The sequence below is a fragment of the Mucilaginibacter sp. 5C4 genome, assembly GCF_034345625.1.
Classification (GTDB): domain Bacteria; phylum Bacteroidota; class Bacteroidia; order Sphingobacteriales; family Sphingobacteriaceae; genus Mucilaginibacter; species Mucilaginibacter aurantiaciroseus.
Map to the genome: position 1 here is coordinate 3,306,385 of NZ_CP133775.1, position 23,405 is coordinate 3,329,789.

The 23,405-nt window shown below is 42.9% G+C and carries 17 protein-coding genes; 15 read left to right on the forward strand and 2 right to left on the reverse strand.

Annotated elements, in window-relative coordinates:
* The first annotated feature begins 30 nt into the window (after nt 1-30).
* Nucleotides 31-366, forward strand: a complete 336-nt coding sequence (locus RHM67_RS15575; protein ID WP_322227778.1) for a YbjQ family protein — start codon at nt 31-33, stop codon at nt 364-366.
* Nucleotides 367-481: 115 nt separating this feature from the next.
* On the forward strand, nt 482-1,852 hold the full coding sequence (locus RHM67_RS15580; protein WP_322227779.1) for a dipeptidase: 1,371 nt from the start codon (nt 482-484) through the stop codon (nt 1,850-1,852).
* A 107-nt stretch (nt 1,853-1,959) separates the two neighbouring features.
* Here RHM67_RS15580 and RHM67_RS15585 read toward each other — a convergent pair whose 3' ends face one another.
* Nucleotides 1,960-3,063 carry a dipeptide epimerase gene (locus tag RHM67_RS15585; RefSeq protein ID WP_322227780.1) on the reverse strand — a complete coding sequence of 368 codons (1,104 nt, stop codon included), beginning with the start codon at nt 3,061-3,063 and terminating at the stop codon, nt 1,960-1,962.
* A 197-nt stretch (nt 3,064-3,260) separates the two neighbouring features.
* Here RHM67_RS15585 and RHM67_RS15590 point away from each other — a divergent pair, with 197 nt between their 5' ends.
* The 3 genes from RHM67_RS15590 to RHM67_RS15600 all read left to right on the forward strand — a co-directional run bounded on the left by RHM67_RS15590 (nt 3,261) and on the right by RHM67_RS15600 (nt 7,167).
* Nucleotides 3,261-4,022, forward strand: a complete 762-nt coding sequence (locus RHM67_RS15590) for a DUF4290 domain-containing protein (RefSeq protein WP_322227781.1) — start codon at nt 3,261-3,263, stop codon at nt 4,020-4,022.
* Nucleotides 4,023-4,174: 152 nt separating this feature from the next.
* Nucleotides 4,175-5,482: a UDP-N-acetylglucosamine 1-carboxyvinyltransferase gene (murA, locus tag RHM67_RS15595; RefSeq protein ID WP_322227782.1), complete on the forward strand. Its 1,308-nt coding sequence runs from the start codon at nt 4,175-4,177 to the stop codon at nt 5,480-5,482.
* Nucleotides 5,483-5,610: 128 nt separating this feature from the next.
* Entirely contained in the window at nt 5,611-7,167 is a 1,557-nt protein-coding gene (locus RHM67_RS15600) for a glycosyltransferase family 39 protein (RefSeq protein WP_322227783.1), read from the forward strand.
* A gap of 181 nt (nt 7,168-7,348) precedes the next feature.
* On the opposite strand, the gene RHM67_RS15605 is transcribed toward RHM67_RS15600, so the two are convergent.
* Nucleotides 7,349-10,630: a PAS domain S-box protein gene (locus tag RHM67_RS15605; protein WP_322227785.1), complete on the reverse strand. Its 3,282-nt coding sequence runs from the start codon at nt 10,628-10,630 to the stop codon at nt 7,349-7,351.
* Nucleotides 10,631-10,777: 147 nt separating this feature from the next.
* Here RHM67_RS15605 and RHM67_RS15610 point away from each other — a divergent pair, with 147 nt between their 5' ends.
* The 10 genes from RHM67_RS15610 to RHM67_RS15655 all read left to right on the forward strand — a co-directional run bounded on the left by RHM67_RS15610 (nt 10,778) and on the right by RHM67_RS15655 (nt 23,387).
* The gene (locus tag RHM67_RS15610) at nt 10,778-12,064 is read left to right on the forward strand and encodes a citrate synthase (RefSeq protein WP_322227786.1); all 1,287 of its coding nucleotides are present in this window, start codon (nt 10,778-10,780) and stop codon (nt 12,062-12,064) included.
* A 131-nt stretch (nt 12,065-12,195) separates the two neighbouring features.
* Nucleotides 12,196-14,088 (forward strand): ATP-dependent DNA helicase RecQ, encoded by a 1,893-nt coding sequence (locus tag RHM67_RS15615; protein WP_322227787.1) that lies wholly within the window; start codon nt 12,196-12,198, stop codon nt 14,086-14,088.
* Nucleotides 14,089-14,344: 256 nt separating this feature from the next.
* A complete protein-coding gene (locus RHM67_RS15620; protein ID WP_322227788.1) occupies nt 14,345-14,956 on the forward strand; it encodes a GIN domain-containing protein in 612 nt (203 codons plus the stop codon).
* A gap of 482 nt (nt 14,957-15,438) precedes the next feature.
* Complete coding sequence (locus tag RHM67_RS15625) at nt 15,439-16,050, forward strand: GIN domain-containing protein (protein ID WP_322227790.1); 612 nt, start codon at nt 15,439-15,441, stop codon at nt 16,048-16,050.
* Nucleotides 16,051-16,170: 120 nt separating this feature from the next.
* Nucleotides 16,171-16,896, forward strand: coding sequence for a head GIN domain-containing protein (locus tag RHM67_RS15630; protein ID WP_322227792.1), 726 nt, complete (start codon nt 16,171-16,173; stop codon nt 16,894-16,896).
* A gap of 260 nt (nt 16,897-17,156) precedes the next feature.
* Nucleotides 17,157-18,506, forward strand: coding sequence for a trigger factor (gene tig, locus RHM67_RS15635; RefSeq protein ID WP_322227794.1), 1,350 nt, complete (start codon nt 17,157-17,159; stop codon nt 18,504-18,506).
* A gap of 277 nt (nt 18,507-18,783) precedes the next feature.
* Nucleotides 18,784-19,515, forward strand: a complete 732-nt coding sequence (locus RHM67_RS15640) for an ATP-dependent Clp protease proteolytic subunit (RefSeq protein WP_322227795.1) — start codon at nt 18,784-18,786, stop codon at nt 19,513-19,515.
* 137 nt (nt 19,516-19,652) lie between these two features.
* On the forward strand, nt 19,653-20,891 hold the full coding sequence (clpX, locus tag RHM67_RS15645; protein WP_322227796.1) for an ATP-dependent Clp protease ATP-binding subunit ClpX: 1,239 nt from the start codon (nt 19,653-19,655) through the stop codon (nt 20,889-20,891).
* A 134-nt stretch (nt 20,892-21,025) separates the two neighbouring features.
* Nucleotides 21,026-21,886 carry an AMP nucleosidase gene (locus RHM67_RS15650; RefSeq protein ID WP_322227797.1) on the forward strand — a complete coding sequence of 287 codons (861 nt, stop codon included), beginning with the start codon at nt 21,026-21,028 and terminating at the stop codon, nt 21,884-21,886.
* A gap of 139 nt (nt 21,887-22,025) precedes the next feature.
* Nucleotides 22,026-23,387: a pyridoxal-phosphate dependent enzyme gene (locus RHM67_RS15655; RefSeq protein WP_322227798.1), complete on the forward strand. Its 1,362-nt coding sequence runs from the start codon at nt 22,026-22,028 to the stop codon at nt 23,385-23,387.
* Nucleotides 23,388-23,405: the final 18 nt, after the last annotated feature.

The window sequence follows — 23,405 nt, forward strand, 5'->3', positions numbered from 1 at the left end:
TAACTAAAAACAAACACTAATTAAACTACTATGGACATTTCCTTAATTACCACCAGCACCGGGTTAGACGGTTATAAAGTTGTTAAACATTTAGGCGTTGTACGCGGCATTACCGTGCGCAGCCGCAGCGTTATAGGCAATTTTGCCGGTGGCATCCAATCGCTGTTTGGCGGCAGGCTTTCTGTTTATGTAGAACTTTGCGAGAACGCCCGCGAAGAAGCTTACCACCTGTTGATACAACATGCCCAAGCTATAGGGGCAAACGCCATCATAGGTATGCGTTATGATGCCAACGAGGTGATGCAAGGCATTACCGAAGTATTGGCTTATGGTACCGCTGTGGTGGTTGAGAAAGTGGCGGAATAAATATTTTAATTGTCATGGTGAGCTTGTCGAACCATTTGTCGCGCGCGCAAGTCTTCGACAAACTCAGACTGACAAAACACAATAATCTTCTATCTTTGCTTCAAATTACACTCCTATGCAAGTAATAAAGCAATATATAGAAGAGAACAAGCAACGCCTGCTTGACGAATTATTTGAACTGCTGCGCTTCCCATCTGTTAGCGCCGATCCAAAATACGCGGCCGATGTTTTAAACGCTGCCGATTACGTAGCCAAAAAACTTACCGACGCCGGTGCCGATAATGTAGAGGTTTGCAAAACTGCAGGCTACCCTATTGTTTATGGCGACAAAATAATTGACGCTTCCCTGCCAACAGTTTTGGTTTACGGCCATTACGATGTTCAACCGCCGGATCCGTTGGAATTATGGCATACCCCACCCTTTGAGCCAACCGTGCGTGATGGTAAGATCTACGCCCGCGGCGCTTGTGATGATAAAGGCCAGTTTTACATGCACGTAAAAGCATTTGAGCTGATGATGCAAACTGACACCCTGCCCTGCAATATCAAATTTATGATTGAGGGCGAGGAAGAGGTAGGCTCCAACAACCTGGGCATTTTTGTTAAAGCCAATAAAGAACGTTTGAAAGCCGATGTGGTATTGATCTCTGATACCTCTATGATCAGCATGGAGCATCCGTCTTTAGAAACAGGCTTGCGTGGTTTATCATACCTGGAAGTGGAAGTGACCGGCCCTAACCGCGACCTGCACTCCGGCGTTTACGGTGGCGCTGTGGCAAACCCGGCAACTGTTTTGGCTAAAATGATCGCGTCGTTGCATGACGATGATAACCATATCACCATCCCCGGTTTTTATGACGATGTTACCGAACTTACCCCTGCCGAACGTGCAGAACTAAACGCAGCACCATACGACGAGGAAGAATATAAAAAAGACCTTGATATTGCCGAAACCTGGGGCGAAAAAGGTTATACCACATTTGAGCGTACCGGCACCCGCCCAACCTTAGAAGTTAACGGTATTTGGGGTGGTTACATTGGCGAAGGCGCCAAAACCGTATTACCATCAAAAGCAAGTGCCAAAATTTCGATGAGATTGGTACCTAACCAAACCTCAGAAAAGATCACCCAATTGTTTACAGATCATTTCCTGAAGATAGCGCCGAAATATGTTAAGGTAAAAGTTACCCCGCACCATGGCGGTGAGCCGGTAGTTACCCCTACCGATAGCGTTGCATACCGTGCGGCCCAAAAAGCCATTGCCGAGGCATTTGGCAAACAGCCTATCCCCACCCGTGGTGGCGGCAGTATCCCAATTGTGGCCCTTTTTGAGGCGGAATTAGGCCTAAAAACGGTGTTGATGGGCTTTGGCCTTGACAGTGATGCACTGCACTCACCAAACGAGAAGTACGATATCTTCAATTACTATAAAGGGATCGAAACTATCCCATTGTTCCACAAATATTTTGCGGAGTTGAGTAAATAAGATCAAAAACATTTCATTGTAGAGACGCGATACTTCGCGTCTCTTTTTATTTAGGGCATAAAGTGGCTTTGTACGAGGCAGACGCGAAGTATCGCGTCTCTACAATATTAAATTGTAATCTTCTCACACCCACTCAAAAACTCCTCATCAGCATCTGCTCCGATACCAATAGCGTTACTGATGTTTAGTTTGTAGCCATCGTAAGTAACACCGCCAACGCATGGGTCAACAAGGTGGCCCAGCATGCAGGTATCCATATCATAAAAATGAATATTGGGGCTGGCGTAAACAAAATGCAGCTTGGCGCTCAGGGCTATGCGGCTTTCCAGCATACCACCCATCATACAGGGGATGCCATGCTCAACAGCGATGTCGTGAATTTTCTTAGCTTCCAATATCCCGCCCGATTTTGCCATTTTGATATTGATGTAATCGCATGAATTGCTTTCTATCTGCATCCTCGCATCGTGGTGGTTATACACACTTTCATCAGCCATGATTTTTACAGGCGATAGCTTCATCAGCTCGGGCAGGCGGTCGTTGTACCAGGTGCGCATGGGTTGTTCGCAAAACTCAATATCGTAGGCGCCAATCGCCTGCAAAGCAAAAACAGCATCATCAAAACTCCAACCCTGGTTGGCGTCAACCCTTATCTTCATTTGCGGACCAACAGCCTCGCGAATTTGCTTAATGCGTTCCACATCGGTTTCGGCACCTTTGCCCAGTTTTACTTTCAGTATATTTGCGCCGGATGCTTTAAAGTCGATGGCTTTCTTTGCCATTACTTCCGGCGTACTGATGCCTATAGTAATGTCACTTTCTACCACACGTTTTTCTCCACCCAAAAACTGATATAAAGGCAAACCCGCGTTCTTAGCGGCAATATCATAAAGTGCAATATCAAATGCGCTTTTAATAGTAGTGTTACCCGCAACGGCATCATGTAATTGCTGCATCCGGGCGGGGATATCAAGCGCATCCTTGCCTATCCACAACCCGGCAAAATATTTAGCCATCACCAAACAGGTATCCTGCGTTTCGCCGACGATCATCGGGAAGGCTGAACATTCGCCCACGCCATAAAAACCCTTATCAGTATGGATGCGGATAAACACATTTTGCGCGTGGTCCATAGTACCGGTTGCAATGGTAAATGGCTCCATGGAGATGCTGAAACGGTATATATCGATGGAAGTGATGGTAACTGACATGGTAGAATTGCTTATCGCTAAATTAAGCGAATTAAATGTCGGTTTAACAAAAATTGTACATTAACACATTTATACTATATTTGCGTTAGTACTTCGTACTAATTCATTTCGGTTCTCCGGTTTCTGCCCTCTGTTCTAAGAAGCCGTCCATGCATCGAAAAACATCTTCAAGACAATTTATTTAAATAAAAAAATACATGGTATTAACAAATTTGCCTGGTCCGTTTGATTATAACTCAACCAGGAATAAACTTTTATTAACCGAATACGGCCGTAACGTACAAAACATGGTGAAATACATCGTGGCGTTACCAACAAAAGACGAGCGCAACAAATACGCGCAGGTAGTGATAGACCTGATGGGCTTTTTAAACCCCCACCTGCGCGATGTGGCCGATTTTAAACACAAACTTTGGGATCACCTGCACATCATTTCAGATTTTCAGCTGGATGTTGATTCGCCGTACCCAAAACCAAGCCCGGAGGCCATACACATGAAACCCGAGCCGCTTAAATACCCGCATCAGCGTATCAGGTACAAGCACTATGGTAAAACCATCGAGATGATGATCGAGAAGGCCAAAGCGATTGAAGAGCCGGAGCGTAAACGCCACATGGTGCAGGCGATAGCCAACTTCATGAAAATGGCTTACGTGCAGTGGAACAAAGATTCGGTTGCTGATGAAACCATTCTGTCGGATCTTTACGCATTATCCGGCGGTACATTAAAACTGGAAGAGAACATCAACCTAAACCGTGTCGAGTTCCGTGCTAACCCATACCAAAACAACCAGAACAATAACAACAGCCGCGGGCGTACCAACAATAACCAAAACAACCGCGGTGGCAGTGGTGGTAGCAGCAGCGGCGGGCGTACCAATAATAACAACCCGCGCAGCAACAATAACAACAACCAAAACAATCGCAACCGTAACCCGGGAGGGGCAAAAAAATACTAATTGATCATTAGTTCATAGTTGATGGTTAAGAGTTCATAGCAAGAACTTGCTACAGGCTACAATTGCGATTATTTTATAATCTTTGTGCCATAAGCATGATCTGACCATATGAATTAGGCCATGAACTATGAACCATCAACTATGAACTAAAAATGAGAAACGCATTCGAAATACAGGGCGGTAAAAAGCTTAAAGGCGAGATCATCCCCCAGGGCGCTAAAAACGAAGCATTACAAATTATAGCGGCGGTTTTATTAACCGCCGAAAAAATGACCATCAGTAACATCCCGGATATACAGGATGTAAACAAACTGATAGAATTACTGGGCGACATGGGCGTTGAGGTTAACCGCATATCGCGCGATACCTGCACATTCGAAGCCAAAGAGATTGACCAGGATTTCTTTAATTCTGAAGCATTTAAAACCAAGGGCGGCGGTTTACGCGGCTCTATTATGATATTGGGCCCGTTATTGGCCCGTTTCGGTAAGGCATCTATCCCAAAACCGGGTGGCGACAAAATTGGCCGCCGCAGGCTGGATACCCACTTCCTGGGTTTCGAGAAACTGGGCGCACGCTTTGATTTTAACCCCGAGAACGGTTTTTATAACGTTGATGCATCAAACCTGCAGGGTACTTACATCCTACTTGATGAAGCATCGGTAACCGGTACGGCTAACATTGTAATGGCAGCGGTACTGTCAAAAGGGACAACAACCATTTACAACGCGGCCTGCGAACCTTACCTGCAGCAGCTTTGTAAAATGCTTAACCGCATGGGCGCCAAAATAAGTGGCATCGCATCAAACTTACTGACTATTGAAGGCGTTACCGAACTTGGTGGTACCAAGCACCGTATGCTACCGGATATGATCGAGATAGGCTCGTTCATTGGCCTTGCCGCCATGACGGGTTCCGAGATCACCATTAAAGATGTGCATTACGACGAATTAGGGATGATCCCTGACGTATTTAAACGCTTAGGTATTAAACTGGAACGCCGTGGTGATGATATTTACATCCCATCACAAGACCATTACGAGATTGATACTTTCATCGATGGATCATTACTAACCGTTGCAGATTCACCATGGCCAGGCTTTACCCCCGACTTATTAAGCATCGTGTTGGTAGTAGCCACACAGGCAAAAGGATCGGTGTTGATTCACCAGAAAATGTTCGAAAGCCGTTTATTCTTTGTGGACAAATTGCTGGATATGGGCGCAAACATCATCCTTTGCGATCCGCACCGTGCTACCGTTATCGGTCTTGATAAAATGGTGCAGCTGCGTGGTATCTCCATGACCTCGCCGGATATCCGCGCGGGAGTATCGCTACTAATTGCTGCATTATCGGCACAGGGACAATCTACTATCTACAACATCGAGCAAATAGAACGCGGCTACCAAAATATAGATGAGCGCCTTATTGCGCTTGGTGCTGATATAAAACGCGTTTAATATTGAGGCAAAAGGCGAAAGGTAAAGGGTGAAAGGTTTTAACTTCCACATCTTTTACCTTTCACCTTTAACCTTTTACCTCAACCAAAATATTCCTACCTTTAGCCAAACCATCCTAAAACCCTATAATGCCTTATAAAAACCGGAGGTCATCGTATTCAACCTTTATACTGATCTTTGTTGCTTTAAAAATCATCCTTAACCTGTTTGCCATCAGCAATTTTGGCTTCCACCGAGATGAACTTTTGCACTTGGTTTTAGGCGACCATCTGGATTGGGGTTATAAAGAAGTACCACCATTCATCGCCTTACTGGCAAAAATAACCCTTACCGTTTTTGGCGATTCTGTTTTTGCGGCGCGTATCTTCAGCACCATAGCAAGCGGCTTTATTGTTTGGCTTACCGGCCAGATAACCACTGAACTGGGTGGCCGCAGGTATGCCATCACCATCGCTTGTTTATCATTGATCTTCGCCCCTGCCTTTGCCGCGAGCGGCTATTTATTCCAACCCGTGGTGTTCGATCAACTTTGGTGGGTGCTAACGGTTTGGCTATTTGCCAGGTATTTAAATACAGCAGATGTAAACTACCTTTACTGGATTGGTGCAGCTGTAGGTATAGGGATGCTTACCAAATATACCATGGCATTTTTTACCGCCTCGCTTATTGTAGGGATACTTATTAGCCGTGAGCGAAAGTTGTTGTCTAATAAACATGTTATTTACTCAGCGCTGATAGCCGTTTTGATATTTCTGCCTAATATAATCTGGCAGTTTGCGCACCATTTGCCGGTTATCCACCACATGCGGGAACTGCGCGAAACCCAGCTTGATTATGTAAAGCCTATAGATTTTGTGATGCAGCAGGTATTGGTAAATGGTGTTGCACTATTTGTTTGGTTCACCGGGTTTTGCTTTCTGCTATTCGCGTTTAAACTGCGCCGGTTCAGGTATCTCGCTATCGCATACATATTGATATTTTTGTTCTTGCTGGAGATGAACGGTAAAAGTTATTATCTGTTTGGTGCCTACCCTATGCTATTTGCAGCAGGTGGGTTCGCTTTAGAGCGGATGCTGAACCGTACCTACTATGTGTTGCGCACGGTAGCAGTTTTACTATTTGTTGTTCCTAACCTGCTATTACTGCCACTGGTATTACCAATACTACCACTTGGCCGCACGGTTAACTTCATCAAAAGTACCCAACAGCATTTACCGTTTTTTGCCTTCCTCACGAGATGGGAAGACCAAAAACAGCATCCCCTAACCCAAGATTATGCCGACATGCTGGGCTGGGACGAAATGGCTAAAAAAGCCGCTGATACTTACCATAGCCTTACCCCAGAGCAACAAAAGCACACCCAAATATTTGCAGATAATTACGGCCAGGCAGGTGCGCTGCATCATTATAGGCACAAATACAATCTGCCCGAAGTGATCAGCCTAAACAGCAGTTTCCAGCTTTGGGCTGCAGATAGTTTGAGCGCGCACTATATTATTTATGTGGATGATGATGACAACGTAGAGCGCAGGCTTAGCCCGCTTGTAGAAAGCTACCGCGAAACAGGAAAAGTATTAAACCCGCTGGCCCGCGAGCATAATTCGCGGATCTACCTCATCATCAACCCATCGCCCAAGCTCAACGAAGTTTACAAGGCAGAACTGGCTAAGAAAAGGTTACAGTAAAATGTGTGTCATGATGAGTTTGTCGAAACATTTATCGATTTGATAAGTCTTCGACAAGCTCAGACTGACTAAATCTAATCAATCCTTGTCAAGCTAAACAATTGTGAAGCATCTTATCGCCGCCTTTTGATTCCCTTATCAGATCGCCTTCGCTATAAAGGTGACAAAGTATACGATCCCTCTAAATTCCGCTCAGATCATCCGCAGGTATAACCAGCTTTCGATGTTTGGATACTTTCTCAAATAAGGTGTCGGGTGCAAAGGGCTTGGTCAGGTAATCGCACATACCGGCTTCGTAGGCTTTACTATGGGTTTCGGGCATGGCATCGGCTGTAAAAGCAATTACAGGCAGGTTAGGGTAGCTTAGTTTGATGACCCGGGTAGCTTCAAAACCATCCATTACAGGCATCTGCAAGTCCATAATAACAATATCATAGTTTCCGGCGTTCACCATATCAACCGCAATTTGCCCGTTCATGGCCTCATCTACTTTAGCCTGCCATTTCTTTAGGAATTTGGAAGCGATCATCAGGTTCATCTTGTTATCATCAACTACCAAAATGTTCATCCCATTAAGATTTGGCGGCAATACAATATCTGCAATGGCATTGGTGTGCTCCGGTTCGGTAACAGGCGCAGCAATTTTGAAGCGGATGCTGAAGGTAAAGCGGGTGCCTTTCCCCAGTTCACTAAATACGTGGATGCTGCTTTCGTAAAGCTCTATAAGGCGTTTGGTAATGGTTAAGCCAAGGCCGGTTCCACCATAATTATGGGTAATGGTTTGCGGGCCTTGTATAAACGGATCGAACACGATAGCCATATTCTCCGCTGCTATACCGATGCCTGTATCGTTAATAGTGAATTTGATGCTCACCTCATCGCTGTTCAGCTGTTCATTTTCAAGGATGATGCTTACTTTTCCCTCATGGGTAAATTTAACGGCATTGCTTACGAGGTTTATTAATATCTGACCAAGGCGGATTTGGTCGCCCATTAAAAAGTCGGGGATAGTTTCGTCGGCGATCAGTTCAATATCCAGGTTCTTTTCAACCGCTTTGGCATAGAATGATTGCCTGATGTTTTGCGCCAGTTGGTGGATGTTGAACGGTATATTGCTTAATTGAAGTTTACCAGCCTCTATCTTATTATAATCTAAAATATCGTTGATGATAGCCAACAAACTCTCGCTGCTGAATTTTAGGGTGTTCAGGTATTCTAATTGCTCGGGCTTGGGGTTTTCTTCGAGCAGGAGGTTTGTTGTGCCAATAACCGCATTCATGGGCGTGCGGATCTCGTGGCTCATGATCGACAAAAACTCCGATTTAAAGTGCGACGAACGCTCGGCCTGTTCCTTAGCCGAGATCAGTTCCTGCCTTACTTTTTGCTGTACGGTAATATCCTCGCCAATACTGGTGGTTTCTTTAATGTTGCCGTTCTCATCATAACTAACCGTGTTTTGCCAGCTAATGGTGCGCAATTCGCCGTCGCGGCAAATAACAGGGGTAACGTAGTGTGCCCGTATCGAGTTTGTTTTGAACCATATTGTCAGGATGTCTTGATGTTCGTCTGGTACAAAGCGTTCAATCCAGTCCATACCCAATATTTCCATCTGGCTGTACCCAAGCAGGTTTGCCAGGTACTTGTTACAAAAAATGACTTTACCATCAGCATTTAACGATACAGCTGCCAGTTTTATGGTTTCCAGCACCAATCGGTATTTATTTTCGGTACGGCGGTAATCAATTTCGGCCTGTTTGCGTTGGGTAATATCCTGCAGGGTGCCGATGATCTTGCGCACGCTGCCATCCTCGCGGTACATTAATTTGCCGGTAATAACGCTAATGTGCTTGATAGTGCCACTTGGGGTAATGATGCGGTATTCGTAAGACGAGCCGCTGCTATCGCCACTTTTAAACAGATGTTTTACAATATATTTATCATCGGGGTGGATTTGGTTTAGCAGCATCCGGCCAAAGCGCGATGCTGAACCATCTTGGTTTTCAACCTCGTAAATAGAATTTACCTCGTCGCTCCACGATAGCATATGTGTGTTGCTATCGTATTTCCAGTTACCAATTTTGGCAATGGTTTGTGCCTCTATTAATTCGGCCTGGCTAACCTTTACAGCTTTTTCGGCCAGCTTAGATTCGGTAATATCCTGTATAATGCCTACTACCCGTTTTAAACTGCCGTCTTCGTTTTGTGATACCTCACCGCGTAATATCCTCAGATATTTAAGGTTACCCTGTGGTGTGATGAATTTATGCTCCAAGCTATTTTCGCTAACGGAATTGATGTTGGTGAAATAGTTAACAGCAAACTCACGATCATCGGGGTGAACCATGCCCATGTAATATTCAAAACGGCTTAAATCTTCAGGCGCTTCTTCAACTTCTAAAATTTTAAAAAGGCTTTCAGACCAGTAGATTTCTTTGGTTTCGTCATCGTACCACCAGTTACCGGTTTTGGCAATATCCTGCGCCTGTAGCAAAAGATTTTTATTTTCGATAAGGGCGTCGGCATGTTTCTTTTGCTCAGAAATATCCGTTACCGAAACCGAGATACGTTTGGTATAATTGCCATGAACATCAAGCACCGGCGAAGCTTTGGCTACAAACCAGCCCGGCTCGCCATAAACCGATTGAAATTCTACCGTGGTGGTTTTTTGAAAGCGCATTACATCTTCATACACTTCATCAAAAGGCTTAGCCCTCTCGGGGCCAATGGCTTCGATAATAGTTTTATTCAAGAATGCATCAACCGTTAAATAATCGGGGCTGTTGGGGCCAAACCAAACGTTAATGCAAATACGGTTCTCATCAAACTCGAAAATAGTATCGTTAACCGAACTTATCAGCGCGTGCATTTGCTGCTGGCTGTTGCGCAGCTTCTCGGTATTGGTTAAAAGTGATTCGTTAAGTTGTATAATATTATTTACCGCTTTGGTAAACTGCATTTTATATGCCAGCATCACTAAAAACGAAACGTAGGCTATCACGGTAAATATACACAGCAAAATCATTAATATGTTAACCGATATGGCAACTTCTGGCGCCGTGTAATAAGCGGCAACAACCGCTACAAAATTAACGAGGCTGATACTTACAAATTCGCGCCGTTGTTTACAGAATAACGATAACGCAATAAATATAGTGATAGAACTAAAAACATAAACGTGCGAAAAACCGTTTACACTAAGCAGCACAAAATTATTTATAAAAAGGAAAGAGCATATGGTAGTATATACCATAGCTTTAAAAAGGCCTTCATTTTTACTATATGATAACCCCAATGTTACCAGGCAAAAAGCGCAGTTAATAGCACGCAGCCAAAGCGGGTCGTAAGAATTATCGAAACAAAGGTAATGTAACGCAGGGCTGGCTATTAATAAGCCCAATAAAATAAGCCTGTAAATAGTTATGTCGTTTTCAACCAATAGCAGCGCCCTGTTTTTAAATGACATATACAGTAGGGGAATTTTTATTTAAGCCAAACAAAATTGGGTAGTTAATAAGAATTAGTTAATAAGAATTTTACAAAGAGTAAATATATCTTACAGGCCATTAATACGCAGATTTATTTACATTTGTTGCAAATACATATTTTTTCTATGTCTGAAACTGCACAATTAAAAATTGGTGATAAAACATACGATTTGCCGGTGATAGAAGGTACCGAAGGCGAAAAGGCTATTGATATTTCTAAACTGCGCGACCTAACCGGTTATGTTACCTTAGATATTGGTTACAAAAATACAGGTGCCACCAAAAGTGCCATCACTTTTTTAGATGGCGAAGTAGGTATATTAAAATATCGCGGTTACCCAATTGAGCAACTTGCCGAAAAATCGACCTTTATTGAGGTTGCTTATTTGTTGATATACGGTCAACTGCCAACTACAGACCAATTGCAATCTTTCGAGTTTGAAATAAGCCACCATACCCTTGTACACGAGGATATGAAAAAGTTCTTCGATGGTTTCCCTTCGGGTTCGCACCCAATGGGTCAGCTGTCATCGTTAATTGGCGCTTTGGCTGCATTTAACCCTGCATCGTTAAAACAAGGCCTGTCTGCCGAAGAGATCAACATCGAGATCATTAAGCTTATTGCTAAAATGAGCACGATAGTATCTTGGATCTATAAAAAATCGTTAGGGCACCCGGTTATTTACCCGCGCAATAAAATGGATTATGTGACAAACTTTCTGCACATGACCTTTGGCCAGCGTACCGAGGATACCGAAATTGACCCTGTTGTAGTAAGCGCGATGAATAAATTACTGATACTGCATGCAGATCATGAGCAAAACTGCTCTACATCTACCGTGCGTATCGTTGGTTCATCAGATGCTAACCTTTATGCTTCTATATCTGCAGGGATCTCGGCACTTTGGGGCCCGCTTCATGGCGGTGCAAACCAGGCTGTGGTAGAAATGCTTCAAAAAATTAAAGAAGACGGCGGCGACGTTGATAAATGGGTTGCCAAAGCAAAAGATAAGAACGATCCTTTTCGATTAATGGGTTTTGGCCACCGTGTGTACAAAAACTTCGACCCGCGCGCTAAGATCATTAAAAAGGCCTGCTATGATATCCTGGAGAAATTAGGCATCAACGACGAAACTTTAGAGATAGCCAAAAAACTGGAAGAAGTTGCTTTAAGCGACCCTTACTTTGTTGAGCGTAAGCTTTACCCTAATGTAGATTTTTACTCGGGTATTATTTATACCGCGCTTGGTTTCCCTACAGAAATGTTTACCGTGCTTTTTGCCTTAGGCCGCCTGCCGGGATGGATTGCCCAATGGAAAGAAATGAAAGCGAACAAGGAGCCTATCGGCCGCCCACGCCAAATCTATGTTGGTGAAACCAATAAAGATTATACTGATATAAAAAACAGGTAATTAAAAGCCTAACCCCAGCCCTCCCCAACGAGAGGGAGTAAAATATAATAGCTTCACCTAAATCCTCTCCTTTGGCGAGGATTTAGGTGAAGCTACAAGCCCGCCGAACGACGGGCTTTTTTTGTAAAACGATGACACCACGCGAACTACTTAAACAATATTGGGAACATGACAGCTTCCGGCCGTTGCAGGAGGAGATCATCACATCCGTATTGCAAGGCAGGGATACGTTGGCTTTGCTGCCTACAGGTGGTGGTAAATCGGTATGTTTCCAGGTGCCGGCTATGGCTATGGAGGGAATCTGTATTGTGGTATCCCCGCTTATTGCCCTGATGAAAGACCAGGTCGAGAATCTGAAGACCAAAGGTATCGAGGCGATATATATTGTATCGGGCATGGGTAAACGTGAGGTGGATATCGCTTTAGATAACTGCGTTTACGGCCCGGTGAAGTTTTTGTACCTATCGCCCGAGCGTTTATTGTCTGACCTGGTGCGCGAGCGGATCAAGTACATGAAGGTAAACCTGTTCGCGGTTGATGAGGCACACTGTATTTCGCAATGGGGCTACGATTTCCGCCCGTCGTACCTGCACCTGTCCGACCTGCGGGAACTGCACCCCAATGTACCTGTACTTGCCCTTACCGCTACCGCAACTGCCGAAGTACGCGATGATATACAGGACAAGCTTCTTTTTAAAGATGGCATTGTTTACCAGCAAAGTTTCGAACGCAAGAATTTGCGGTATGTGGTACAAAACACTGAAGATAAATTGCGCAAACTATTGGATGTTGCCCACGGCATCAGCGGCAGCGGTATAGTATATGTGCGTAGCCGCAAGGAAACCTTTGAAATAGCCAAGCACTATAATCAACATAACATTAGTGCCGATTATTACCATGCAGGCCTCCCAACAGAAGAACGTTCGGCAAAGCAGGAAGCCTGGAAAAATAACCGTACCCGAATAATTGTGGCCACCAATGCATTCGGGATGGGGATAGATAAACCGGACGTTAGGTTTGTAATTCATAAAGACATGCCCGAGAGCCTGGAAGCCTACTATCAGGAAGCAGGCAGAGGAGGACGCGACGAAAAACGTGCTTACGGTATCTTATTATACAACCCAACCGACAGGCTAAGGCAGGAGAAGCGCTTTATCCAGAACTTTCCATCTATTGATGAGATAAAACAGATCTATCATTTTTTGGCGAATTATTGCCAGATAGCCTATGATGCAGGGGAAGGCACCAGCTTTGACCTTGACTTGGGCGAGTTTTGCAGTCGTTTTCAACTGGATGCTATTAAAACCATCAATGCCCTCAAGTTTTTGGAGCAGGATGAGTACCTCGCCTTTAACGAAAGTGTGTTCTTACCGTCGCGATTTAAATTTGAGGTTTTGAATGAAGAGCTTTATAATTTCCAGATCCAGAACCCGGGGTGGGACCCGTTTGTTAAAACTTTGTTGCGCTCTTACGGTGGTTCGTTTGAAAACTATGTGCGCATAAAGGAATACGATGTAGCCAAACGTACCGGCATGAACACCCAGCAGGTGATAGATGGACTAAAGCAATTACAGGATTTTAACCTGTTAAGCTACCTGCCGCAAACCGATAAACCACAGATAACCTGGCTTAAGCCAAGGCAGCATGCCAATAACCTATATATTAATAAAGTGTTTATAGACCAGCGGAAAGAAACCTATCGCCAGAAAATGATAGCTGTTTTTGCCTACGCCGAGCATAAACGTTGCCGAAGCCAGATGCTTTTGAATTATTTTGATGAGCAAAACGCACACAAATGTGGCGTTTGCGATATTTGCCTGGAAGAACGCCGACAAAAAAACGCCGACGAGATCTTCGATGACATCACCAATGAGATAGTGCAACTGCTAAGCACCGACACCTATACTATAGACGAGTTGATCACCTCCCTAAAGCTCGGCACCGAAAAAGAACGCATCGAAACCATCCGCCTGCTGCTTGATGCAGGCAAAGTTAAAACAGATGGCGGAAATTATTATTTGTAGAGGGATTCCCCGTCATCATTAATGACGCGTTTTTAATAAGGTTTTCCTTTTCAATCCGCTATATCCCCGCTGCTGTTACACCCGCCTCAAAAAACTTTACCATTTCACCGTCACAAACAGTCCGTTTACCGACATAAACTGCCCGTACATCTATTAGAGCCAAAATGGCTGTAACGTTTTGAAAGTGGTGACGTCATATTGGTGTATTTAAAAACAAGAAAATAATTAACACACTCACACTCAAAACAATAATAAAATGAAAAATTCAGTTTTAACCATAGCAACCATCTTCACTTTAGCATTAGGTACAGTAACATCAACCTTTGCATCTGTTACAAATAACAACAACGAAGAAGTAAGTACAGTACTTACAAATGTTAGCAAGATCAACAAAATAGAATTACACGGAAACGTTGAACTGTTCGTATCTGACGGCAACGCGGATGAAGTGAAGGTTTACAATAAATACTACGCAGAAAGCGCATTGGTACAAAGCCAGAACGGTACATTGCGTATCTCATCATACACTGATAAAAAACTAGTGGTTTGGGTAAAAGCTGCCGACCTGCAATCAATTGTTGCCAACGACAACTCAACCGTAAAATCATTCGGTAGTCTTGATAAATTGGATATCAACGTAACGCTGAACAACAACTCATCTGCCGATTTGAACCTTGACGCTTACAAAGCAAGCATCAACGTAAATGACCGTGCTAAAGCAAATATCAGTGGCACCGTTAACAACTACAGCCTTGTACAAGACCAGTCTGCAACTGTAAACCATACTAACCTGGCTGCTGCTAACCGTAGCAAAACAGTAACAAACAAATTTGTTAAGGCTGATGTATCTGAGTTAGCCGTACTGTAAGCATTACTTTTGCAAAAGTTCAACATATATTTAGGAAGCCATCGCTATAAGCGGTGGCTTTTTTGTTTATAGATGATTTGGCACGCTAAGAGTTTACTCACCCCGACTACGCTTCGCTAGTCGACCCTTTCTACTGCGCAAAGGGGTAACGCACATTGTTATAAATAAATCACCCCCTCTTTGCGCAGCAGAAAGGGAGGCAGTGGTAAGTAAACTCGTAAAGCGACGAATCATATGGTGTAATAGATACTTCATACGTTCAGCATGAAAAAACTAATGACACCCTGTCTTGGCTCTTGCTTCCTAACCTCTTCCATCAAAATCCCCTCTCCCTTTCACCGACAGTTTTCTAGCGTTTACCGATAGAAACCCGCACTGTATCTAATACACCCAAAATGGCTGTAACGTTTCTTTCGCACGTTCGTCATATAGGTGTATTTAATAACACAACTTATAGTATTCATAATCAAAATATTAATAAAATGAAAACAACAATCTTCACCATGGTAGCCGTAATGATTATGGCAGTGGTAACCACAACAAACACTTATGCAAGCGTTAATAATACCAATGAAGAAGCAGCAACTGTATTAACCAATATAAGCAAGATCAACAAGATAGAAATCCACGGAAATGTTGAGCTTTATGTATCTGACGGCGCTACCGACCAGGTTAAGGTTTACAACAAATACTACTCAGAAAGCGCTTTGGTACAAAGCAAAAATGGCGTGTTAAGAATCTCATCTTACAAAAACCAAAAATTAGTGGTTTGGGTAACCGCAGCAGACTTACAAACCATCAACGCTTATGATAATGCTGAAGTAAGATCATTTGGTAAATTAGAAAAATTAGACCTTGAAGTTAACTTATACAACACCGCAACTGCCGATTTAAATGTAGAAGCCTACAAAGCAACAGTAAACGTTAACGATGATGCCAAAGTAAGTTTAACAGGTAACATCAACAACTACAACTTAACCTGCTCACACCCTGCAAACGTTAGCCACAAAAATTTTGTAGCCGTTAATACTACCGCACAAACCACAGGGCCGGCAATTGCCAAAGCAAAACAAAACGAAATAGCAGTTTTATAATCAGACCTACTTTACAAAAGTCCATCATATATTAAAAGCCGTTAGATTAATCAGCGGCTTTTTTACTTTTAGTGTAACTTCAACCCATAAACCATCGTCCAAATACTAAACTAACAAAACATGAAAAACTTAAACTTTAAAATAGTGCTGCTGGTAGCAGCTGTATCTATCACCTTGTTCTCATCGTGCCGCAGGTTCAGGTGTATAAAAGGTACCGGTAACGTACGTACCGAAACCCGTAAAATGAAAGGTTTCACCAAAATAGATATCTCCGGCGGTTACAAAGTTACCTTAAAACAGGATAGTACCGAATCTATCTCCATTAGCATAGATGATAACTTGTTTAAATATGTAGAAACAACAGTGGAAGGCGGTACCCTAAAAGTACACAGTCGCCGTAACATTTGCCCAAGCGGCGAAAGCGTATTGGTAATAGGTGTTAAAAACCTGGAAGAGATTGGTGCATCGGGCGCTGTTGAGGTAAGATCTGACGGTCGCTTAAACGTAAAAGATTTGAGTATCGATCTATCGGGCTCAACAAAAATTGACCTTGACCTTAACGCCGGCAAAGTGCGTACAGGTGCAAGCGGCTCAAGCGAGATCTATCTGAAAGGCCAGGCGGCATCAAATGATATTGATATGAGCGGATCCGGTAAAGTTGAAGCCCTTGACTTTGTAGTAGGTAAATACAAGATCAGCACATCGGGCGCAAGCGAATGTAAAATAAATGTTTTGAACGAGTTGGATGTACATACCAGCGGCTCGAGCGACATCCAATACCGCGGTAACCCATCAAAAGTAAACAACGATCAATCGGGCGCGTCGTCTGTTAAAAAGATCGACTAAAAAAATATAATTTATATACTGTTTTTAAACAATGGCGGCTTTTAGCCGCCATTGTTGTTTTAGTGCAATTTTAAAATCCATAGTACATTGGGCGTTTATCTTAAAAAGCTTAAACCAGTAAACAACAGGGTGGTTAAATTTCAAAGCCAAGCCAAATGCATAACTAAATTCAAAATAAATTTATACTTTTGCGCCTCGAATTTTGTGCAGCCACAGGGCTATATTTTCAAAAAAGATTAAATTAATACCAGGTAAAAAAGATGAATATATCACAGGAAAAAATTGATAACCTGAATACAGTTGTTAAGATCAACATCCACCCGGAAGATTACCAGCCACGTGTTGAAAAAGCAATGAAAGACCAGGCTAAGAAAGCGAAATTACCAGGCTTCCGCCCGGGTATGGTTCCGGTTGGTCACATAAAAAAAATGTACGGTAAAAGCATTTTGGTTGATGAGATCAACAACATGCTATCTGATACTTTAAATAAATATTTAGACGAAGAAAAACTTGAAGTATTAGGCCAGCCTTTACCAAAAGTTGACGACAGTAAAGAATACAACTGGGATTTTGCCGATAACTTTGAGTTTAACTACGAAGTTGGTTTGGCCCCACAGTTTGATATCGATTTTTCATCGAAAGATAAATTACAGCATTACGTAATTAAAGTTGATGACGAGACTTTAGCATCACGTATCAAAAACATTCGCCGTAGCTATGGCAAAATGACAAATCCTGACGTATCGGCAGATGATGACGTGCTTTATTCTGAATTAACGCAACTTTCTCCGGATGGTTCTGTTTTTGAAGGAGGTGTAAGCAATATCGCATCTGTACGTTTAGACCAGATCAAGGATGAGAAAATCAAAAAATCTCTATTAGGTTTGAAAAAAGGCGACGAGCTGGTATTTGACATCAACGCGGCTTTTGATAACGATGCAGCTAAGGTTGCCGGTTTATTAAAAATTGAAGAAGATGAAGCAGCTGACTTAAAATCGAACTTTAAACTAACGGTAAAAAATGTTAACCGTTTAGAAGAAGGCGATTTGAACCAGGAGTTCTTTGATAAAATATTTGGTGAAGGTGTTGTTACCGACGAAGCAGGTTTCAAAGCTAAAATTACCGAAGAGTTAGAAATGATGATGACCCAGGATGCTGACCGCAAACTGCAGGACGAAATTTACAGTTACAGCGTTGGTAAAGTAGATTTTGAACTACCTGATGCATTTTTAAAACGTTGGTTAAAAGCTACAAACGAAAAGCTTACCGAGGAAGAACTGGAAGGTGGTTACAACGATTTTGCAAAAAACCTTAAATGGACACTTATCGAAAATAAATTGATGAAGGAAAACAACATCGATATTAAATACGAGGAAGTGTTTGAATTTGCAAAAGGCAGTTTAGACCAGCAGTTCCGTATGTACAGCCCACAGGCATTAACAGAAGAGCAGTTAGGCCAGTACACTGTACAATACCTTCAAAATAAAGAAAATGCTAACAAGGTATTTGAGCAAGTAAAAGCGCTTAAGGTGTTTGATTACATTAAGAGTGTTATTACGCTTGATAATAAAGAGATCCTGTTCTCTGATTTTAACAAGCTTACTGCATAAACAGTAAAGTTCAAATAACATAATTTACCAAAAGCATTTGCCCAACAGCAAGTGCTTTTGTGCTATAAGAGCAGCCCCGACAGCCCCACCCAAACCCTCCCCGGAAGGGAGGGCTTAAGATTTTTTTAAGTCTCGCCTTCCGGGGGAGACTTAAAGGGGGCTGGTGGGGCTACTTTTTTTTACTTTCAAAAAACTAAATAGTATAAAATCTATTCAACTAAAAACTATATTTATTGCGGGTAAGCGCCCGCTCTACAACAACTAAAATAACATACACATGAACAGTAATCCAGATAAAAACGAATTCAGAAAATATGCTGTTAAACATCACCGTATCAGCAGTACTTATGTAGACAGGTTTATTGGCGGTGTAAACCGTAACAGTATGCCAACAGGTATTGTAACCCCGCCAATGGGTTATACGCCTTATATTATAGAAGAGCGCCAGTTAAATATTTCGCAGTTAGACGTGTTTTCGCGTTTAATGATGGACCGTATCATTTTCCTGGGCGACCCTATTTACGACCAAAACGCTAACGTTATCCAGGCACAATTGTTATTCCTGCAATCTGCCGATGCAAAACGCGATATCCAGCTTTACATTAACTCACCGGGTGGTTCGGTTTATGCAGGTTTAGGTATTTATGATACTATGCAATTGATCTCAAACGATGTAGCTACTATCTGTACAGGTATGGCAGCATCAATGGGTGCGGTATTATTATGCGCCGGTGCAGAAGGCAAACGTGCCGCGTTACCACACTCACGGGTAATGATCCACCAGCCATCAGGCGGTGCACAGGGCCAGCAATCTGACATAGAGATCTCTTACCACGAGATCACAAAATTGAAAAAAGAATTATACCAGATCATTGCTGACCACAGCGGTGCATCATACGACAAAGTTTACGCGGCATCAGATCGTGATTATTGGATGATTGCCGAAGAAGCCAAAGAATTTGGTATGATAGACGAAATATTAAAAGGGAATAAAACAAAAGCAAAATAAATTTATTAGTAGTGATAATTGATCAGGCTGAGTTTACGGAAGGTACTATACCAGTCAAACAATCAGCTTGATCATTACTTACTTAAAATTGGTTTATACGAAGCCAAATTCCTATTTTTGAATAAAGTATACAAAAGATGAATAAGAACAGCAAGGAGATCAGGTGCTCGTTTTGTGGCGCCGGCAAGCAGGATTCCCTGATGCTGATTGCCGGTTTGGACGCACACATTTGTGATAAATGTGTAGACCAGGCAAACGAGATACTGGCAGAAGAATTAAAGGTGCGCAAAGTAAAAGCGGCACCGGCAATACCTTCTATGCTTAAACCAGCCGAAATAAAAGCCCACCTCGACCAATACATCATAGGCCAGGACGATGCCAAAAAGGTATTGTCGGTAGCTGTATATAACCACTACAAAAGGTTAAACCAGCGTATTGATAAGGATGAGGTAGAGATCGAAAAATCGAACATCATTATGGTGGGCGAAACCGGTACAGGTAAAACTCTGCTGGCTAAAACGCTTGCTAAAGTGCTTAATGTTCCGTTTTGTATTTGTGATGCTACGGTATTAACAGAGGCTGGTTACGTAGGCGAGGACGTGGAAAGTATTCTTACCCGTTTACTGCAGTCGGCAGATTACGACGTGAATACTGCCGAGCGTGGTATAGTATATATTGATGAGGTTGATAAAATTGCCCGCAAAAGCGATAACGCATCCATCACCCGCGATGTAAGCGGCGAAGGTGTGCAACAGGCTTTATTGAAGATCTTGGAGGGTACAATGGTCAACGTACCACCACAAGGTGGCCGTAAGCACCCGGATCAAAAAATGATAACGGTAAATACCAATAACATCTTGTTCATTTGCGGTGGCGCTTTTGATAGCATCGAGAAAAAGATAGCTAACCGCTTGCGTACCCAAACAGTTGGTTACAAAATGAAACGCGACGACAGCGAGATTGATATGAAGAACCTGTACAAGTACATTACTCCGCAGGATCTGAAATCGTTTGGTTTAATACCCGAGCTAATAGGCCGTTTACCGATATTAACTTACCTGAACCCGCTTGACCGCGAAGCATTGCATAATATCCTGACCGAGCCTAAAAACTCGTTACTTAAACAGTACAAAAAACTGTTTGAATATGAAGGTGTAAAGCTTGATTTTGATACTGATGTGCTTGATTTTATTGTTGATAAGGCAATGGAGTTTAAACTTGGCGCGCGTGGCTTACGCTCGATATGTGAGGCTATCATGATTGATGCGATGTTCGAATTCCCGTCCAAAAAAGATGTGAAGCGTTTGAACGTAACTTTAGCGTACGCGAGAGACAAATTTGAGAAGAGCGACCTTAAAAAGTTAAAGGTAGCTTAACATTAATTTGATAGTATAAGATTATTTTCGTACATTACACACTAACCCTGGTGATATCCACCGGGGTTTGCTGTATAAAAAGGTTTTATAACCTTAAATTATATACACATACACACAAAAAAGAGGAAAAAAAGATGAACGAAGAATTAGACGTAAAAAAAGACGACAACACAAACCCCGCAAAGAAAATTAAAGAAGTTTCAACCCCGGTAAAATCGGGCTTAAAAACTAAAGAAGCCATAGTGGCCAACTGGCTGCCGCGATATACCGGCCGCCCGCTTGATGCCTTTGGCGAATATATCATCCTGACCAATTTCTCCAAATACCTACATCTGTTTTCTGAATGGCATAATAATGAGCCTATTATGGGCTTAGATAAACCAATGCAAAGCGTAACAGCCGATGGTATCACTATTATCAACTTTGGAATGGGGAGCTCGGTAGCCGCCACGGTAATGGATCTTCTTACAGCTATTCACCCTAAAGCGGTAATATTTTTAGGCAAGTGCGGCGGCTTAAAAAAGAAGAATAACGTAGGCGATCTGATCCTGCCAATAGCCGCTATAAGGGGCGAGGGTACATCAAACGATTATTTACCTGCAGAAGTACCTGCACTACCTGCATTTGCCCTTCAAAAGGCAATTTCCACCACCATTCGCGACCAGGCACGTGATTATTGGACTGGCACCTGTTACACCACCAACCGTCGCGTTTGGGAGCATGATAAAGAGTTTAAAAAGTATTTAAAAAGCCTGCGCGCCATGGCGGTAGATATGGAAACAGCAACCATCTTTACCACCGGCTTCGCCAACAAGATCCCGACCGGAGCATTACTGCTGGTATCAGATCAGCCGATGATCCCGGAGGGCGTAAAGACCGCCGAAAGCGACAGCAACGTAACTACCCAATACGTAGAAACCCACCTGCGGGTAGGTATCGAATCGTTAAAGCAACTGATAAACGGTGGCTTGACGGTTAAGCACCTGAAGTTTTAGGGGTTAGTGAATGGTGAGTGGTTTGAACCTTTTTGAAATCTATGTCAAATACTCACTTAATCAACCACTCACTATTCACCATTAATTGCTAATTTTGGCGCCTATCCTGTTAAGTACACAGGTTAGTAGATTTTATAATATGTGGTACAACAATATACTCGAAACTGTAGGCAACACGCCGATGGTTAAGCTTAATAAGATAGCAAAGGACATCCCTGCTACCGTTTTAGCTAAAATAGAAACAACCAACCCCGGCAACTCTATTAAGGACCGTATGGCCCTTAAAATGATAGAAGACGCCGAGAAAAGCGGTAAACTTAAACCCGGCGGTACTATAATCGAAGGTACATCGGGCAATACCGGTATGGGTCTGGCTATCGCGGCGGTAATAAAAGGCTATAAATGTATTTTTACCAGTACCGATAAACAATCCAAAGAAAAGTTTGATGCCCTGCGCGCTTTCGGTGCCGAGGTCATTGTTTGCCCCACCAATGTAGAGCCGGAAGATCCAAGATCTTATTATTCGGTATCATCCCGTTTGGAGCGCGAGGTACCTAATTCATGGAAACCAAACCAGTACGATAACCCGAGTAATTCGCAGGCGCATTATGAAAGCACCGGGCCCGAGATATGGGAACAAACCGAAGGTAAAATAACCCACCTTATTGCAGGTGTTGGTACCGGCGGAACCATTAGTGGTACGGCCCGTTACCTCAAAGAAAAGAACCCTGCTATCAAGGTTTTAGGTATCGATACCTATGGCTCGGTATTTAAAAAATACAAGGAAACAGGCGAGTTTGATAAGAACGAAATCTACCCTTATATCACCGAAGGTATTGGCGAAGATTTCCTGCCGCAGAATGTTGATTTTAGCCTGATAGACCACTTCGAAAAAGTAAGCGATAAAGATGCTGCCCTGATGACCCGCGAAATTGCCCGCAAAGAAGGCATTTTTGCAGGTAACTCAACCGGTTCTGCTGTCGCGGGATTATTGCAGATGAAGGACATGTTTAAAGAGGGTGATGTAGTTGTGATCATCTTCCCTGATCATGGTACCCGTTACCTGGGCAAAATGTATAACGACGATTGGTTGCGCGACCGCGGCTTTATCAAAGAAGAAAAGCTAACCGCACGCCACATCATCAGCAAAAAGGAAAATCAGGAGATCGTTACCATCGATTGCGAAAAAACTGTTTTGGAGGCTATCAATACCATCAAATCACTTAACATCAGCCAGATCCCGGTTACCCAAAAAGGTATGGTGATCGGCAAAATTACCGAAAGCGATATACTGGATTCGCTGATAGAGAACCCGGGCATCAAATCGCAACCCGTTAAAAATATCTCAACCGCGCCATTCCCTTTTATCGACCTGAATACTTCTATCGATAAAATTTCGGGCATGATCAATAAGGATAATATTGCCGTATTGGTTGAGGATGATAATGGTAAAATAGAGATCATCACCCAGTACGATATCATTAACGCGATATCGGCTTAACAGGCTGAATCAAAAGAT

Bases quoted from the DNA above. Each gene is read 5' to 3' on its own strand.
- RHM67_RS15575 (WP_322227778.1), top strand. From the start codon at position 31: ATGGACATTTCCTTAATTACCACCAGCACCGGGTTAGACGGTTATAAA.
- RHM67_RS15580 (WP_322227779.1), top strand. From the start codon at position 482: ATGCAAGTAATAAAGCAATATATAGAAGAGAACAAGCAACGCCTGCTT.
- RHM67_RS15585 (WP_322227780.1), bottom strand. From the start codon at position 3,063: ATGTCAGTTACCATCACTTCCATCGATATATACCGTTTCAGCATCTCC.
- RHM67_RS15590 (WP_322227781.1), top strand. From the start codon at position 3,261: ATGGTATTAACAAATTTGCCTGGTCCGTTTGATTATAACTCAACCAGG.
- murA (WP_322227782.1), top strand. From the start codon at position 4,175: ATGAGAAACGCATTCGAAATACAGGGCGGTAAAAAGCTTAAAGGCGAG.
- RHM67_RS15600 (WP_322227783.1), top strand. From the start codon at position 5,611: ATGCCTTATAAAAACCGGAGGTCATCGTATTCAACCTTTATACTGATC.
- RHM67_RS15605 (WP_322227785.1), bottom strand. From the start codon at position 10,630: ATGTCATTTAAAAACAGGGCGCTGCTATTGGTTGAAAACGACATAACT.
- RHM67_RS15610 (WP_322227786.1), top strand. From the start codon at position 10,778: ATGTCTGAAACTGCACAATTAAAAATTGGTGATAAAACATACGATTTG.
- RHM67_RS15615 (WP_322227787.1), top strand. From the start codon at position 12,196: ATGACACCACGCGAACTACTTAAACAATATTGGGAACATGACAGCTTC.
- RHM67_RS15620 (WP_322227788.1), top strand. From the start codon at position 14,345: ATGAAAAATTCAGTTTTAACCATAGCAACCATCTTCACTTTAGCATTA.
- RHM67_RS15625 (WP_322227790.1), top strand. From the start codon at position 15,439: ATGAAAACAACAATCTTCACCATGGTAGCCGTAATGATTATGGCAGTG.
- RHM67_RS15630 (WP_322227792.1), top strand. From the start codon at position 16,171: ATGAAAAACTTAAACTTTAAAATAGTGCTGCTGGTAGCAGCTGTATCT.
- tig (WP_322227794.1), top strand. From the start codon at position 17,157: ATGAATATATCACAGGAAAAAATTGATAACCTGAATACAGTTGTTAAG.
- RHM67_RS15640 (WP_322227795.1), top strand. From the start codon at position 18,784: ATGAACAGTAATCCAGATAAAAACGAATTCAGAAAATATGCTGTTAAA.
- clpX (WP_322227796.1), top strand. From the start codon at position 19,653: ATGAATAAGAACAGCAAGGAGATCAGGTGCTCGTTTTGTGGCGCCGGC.
- RHM67_RS15650 (WP_322227797.1), top strand. From the start codon at position 21,026: ATGAACGAAGAATTAGACGTAAAAAAAGACGACAACACAAACCCCGCA.
- RHM67_RS15655 (WP_322227798.1), top strand. From the start codon at position 22,026: ATGTGGTACAACAATATACTCGAAACTGTAGGCAACACGCCGATGGTT.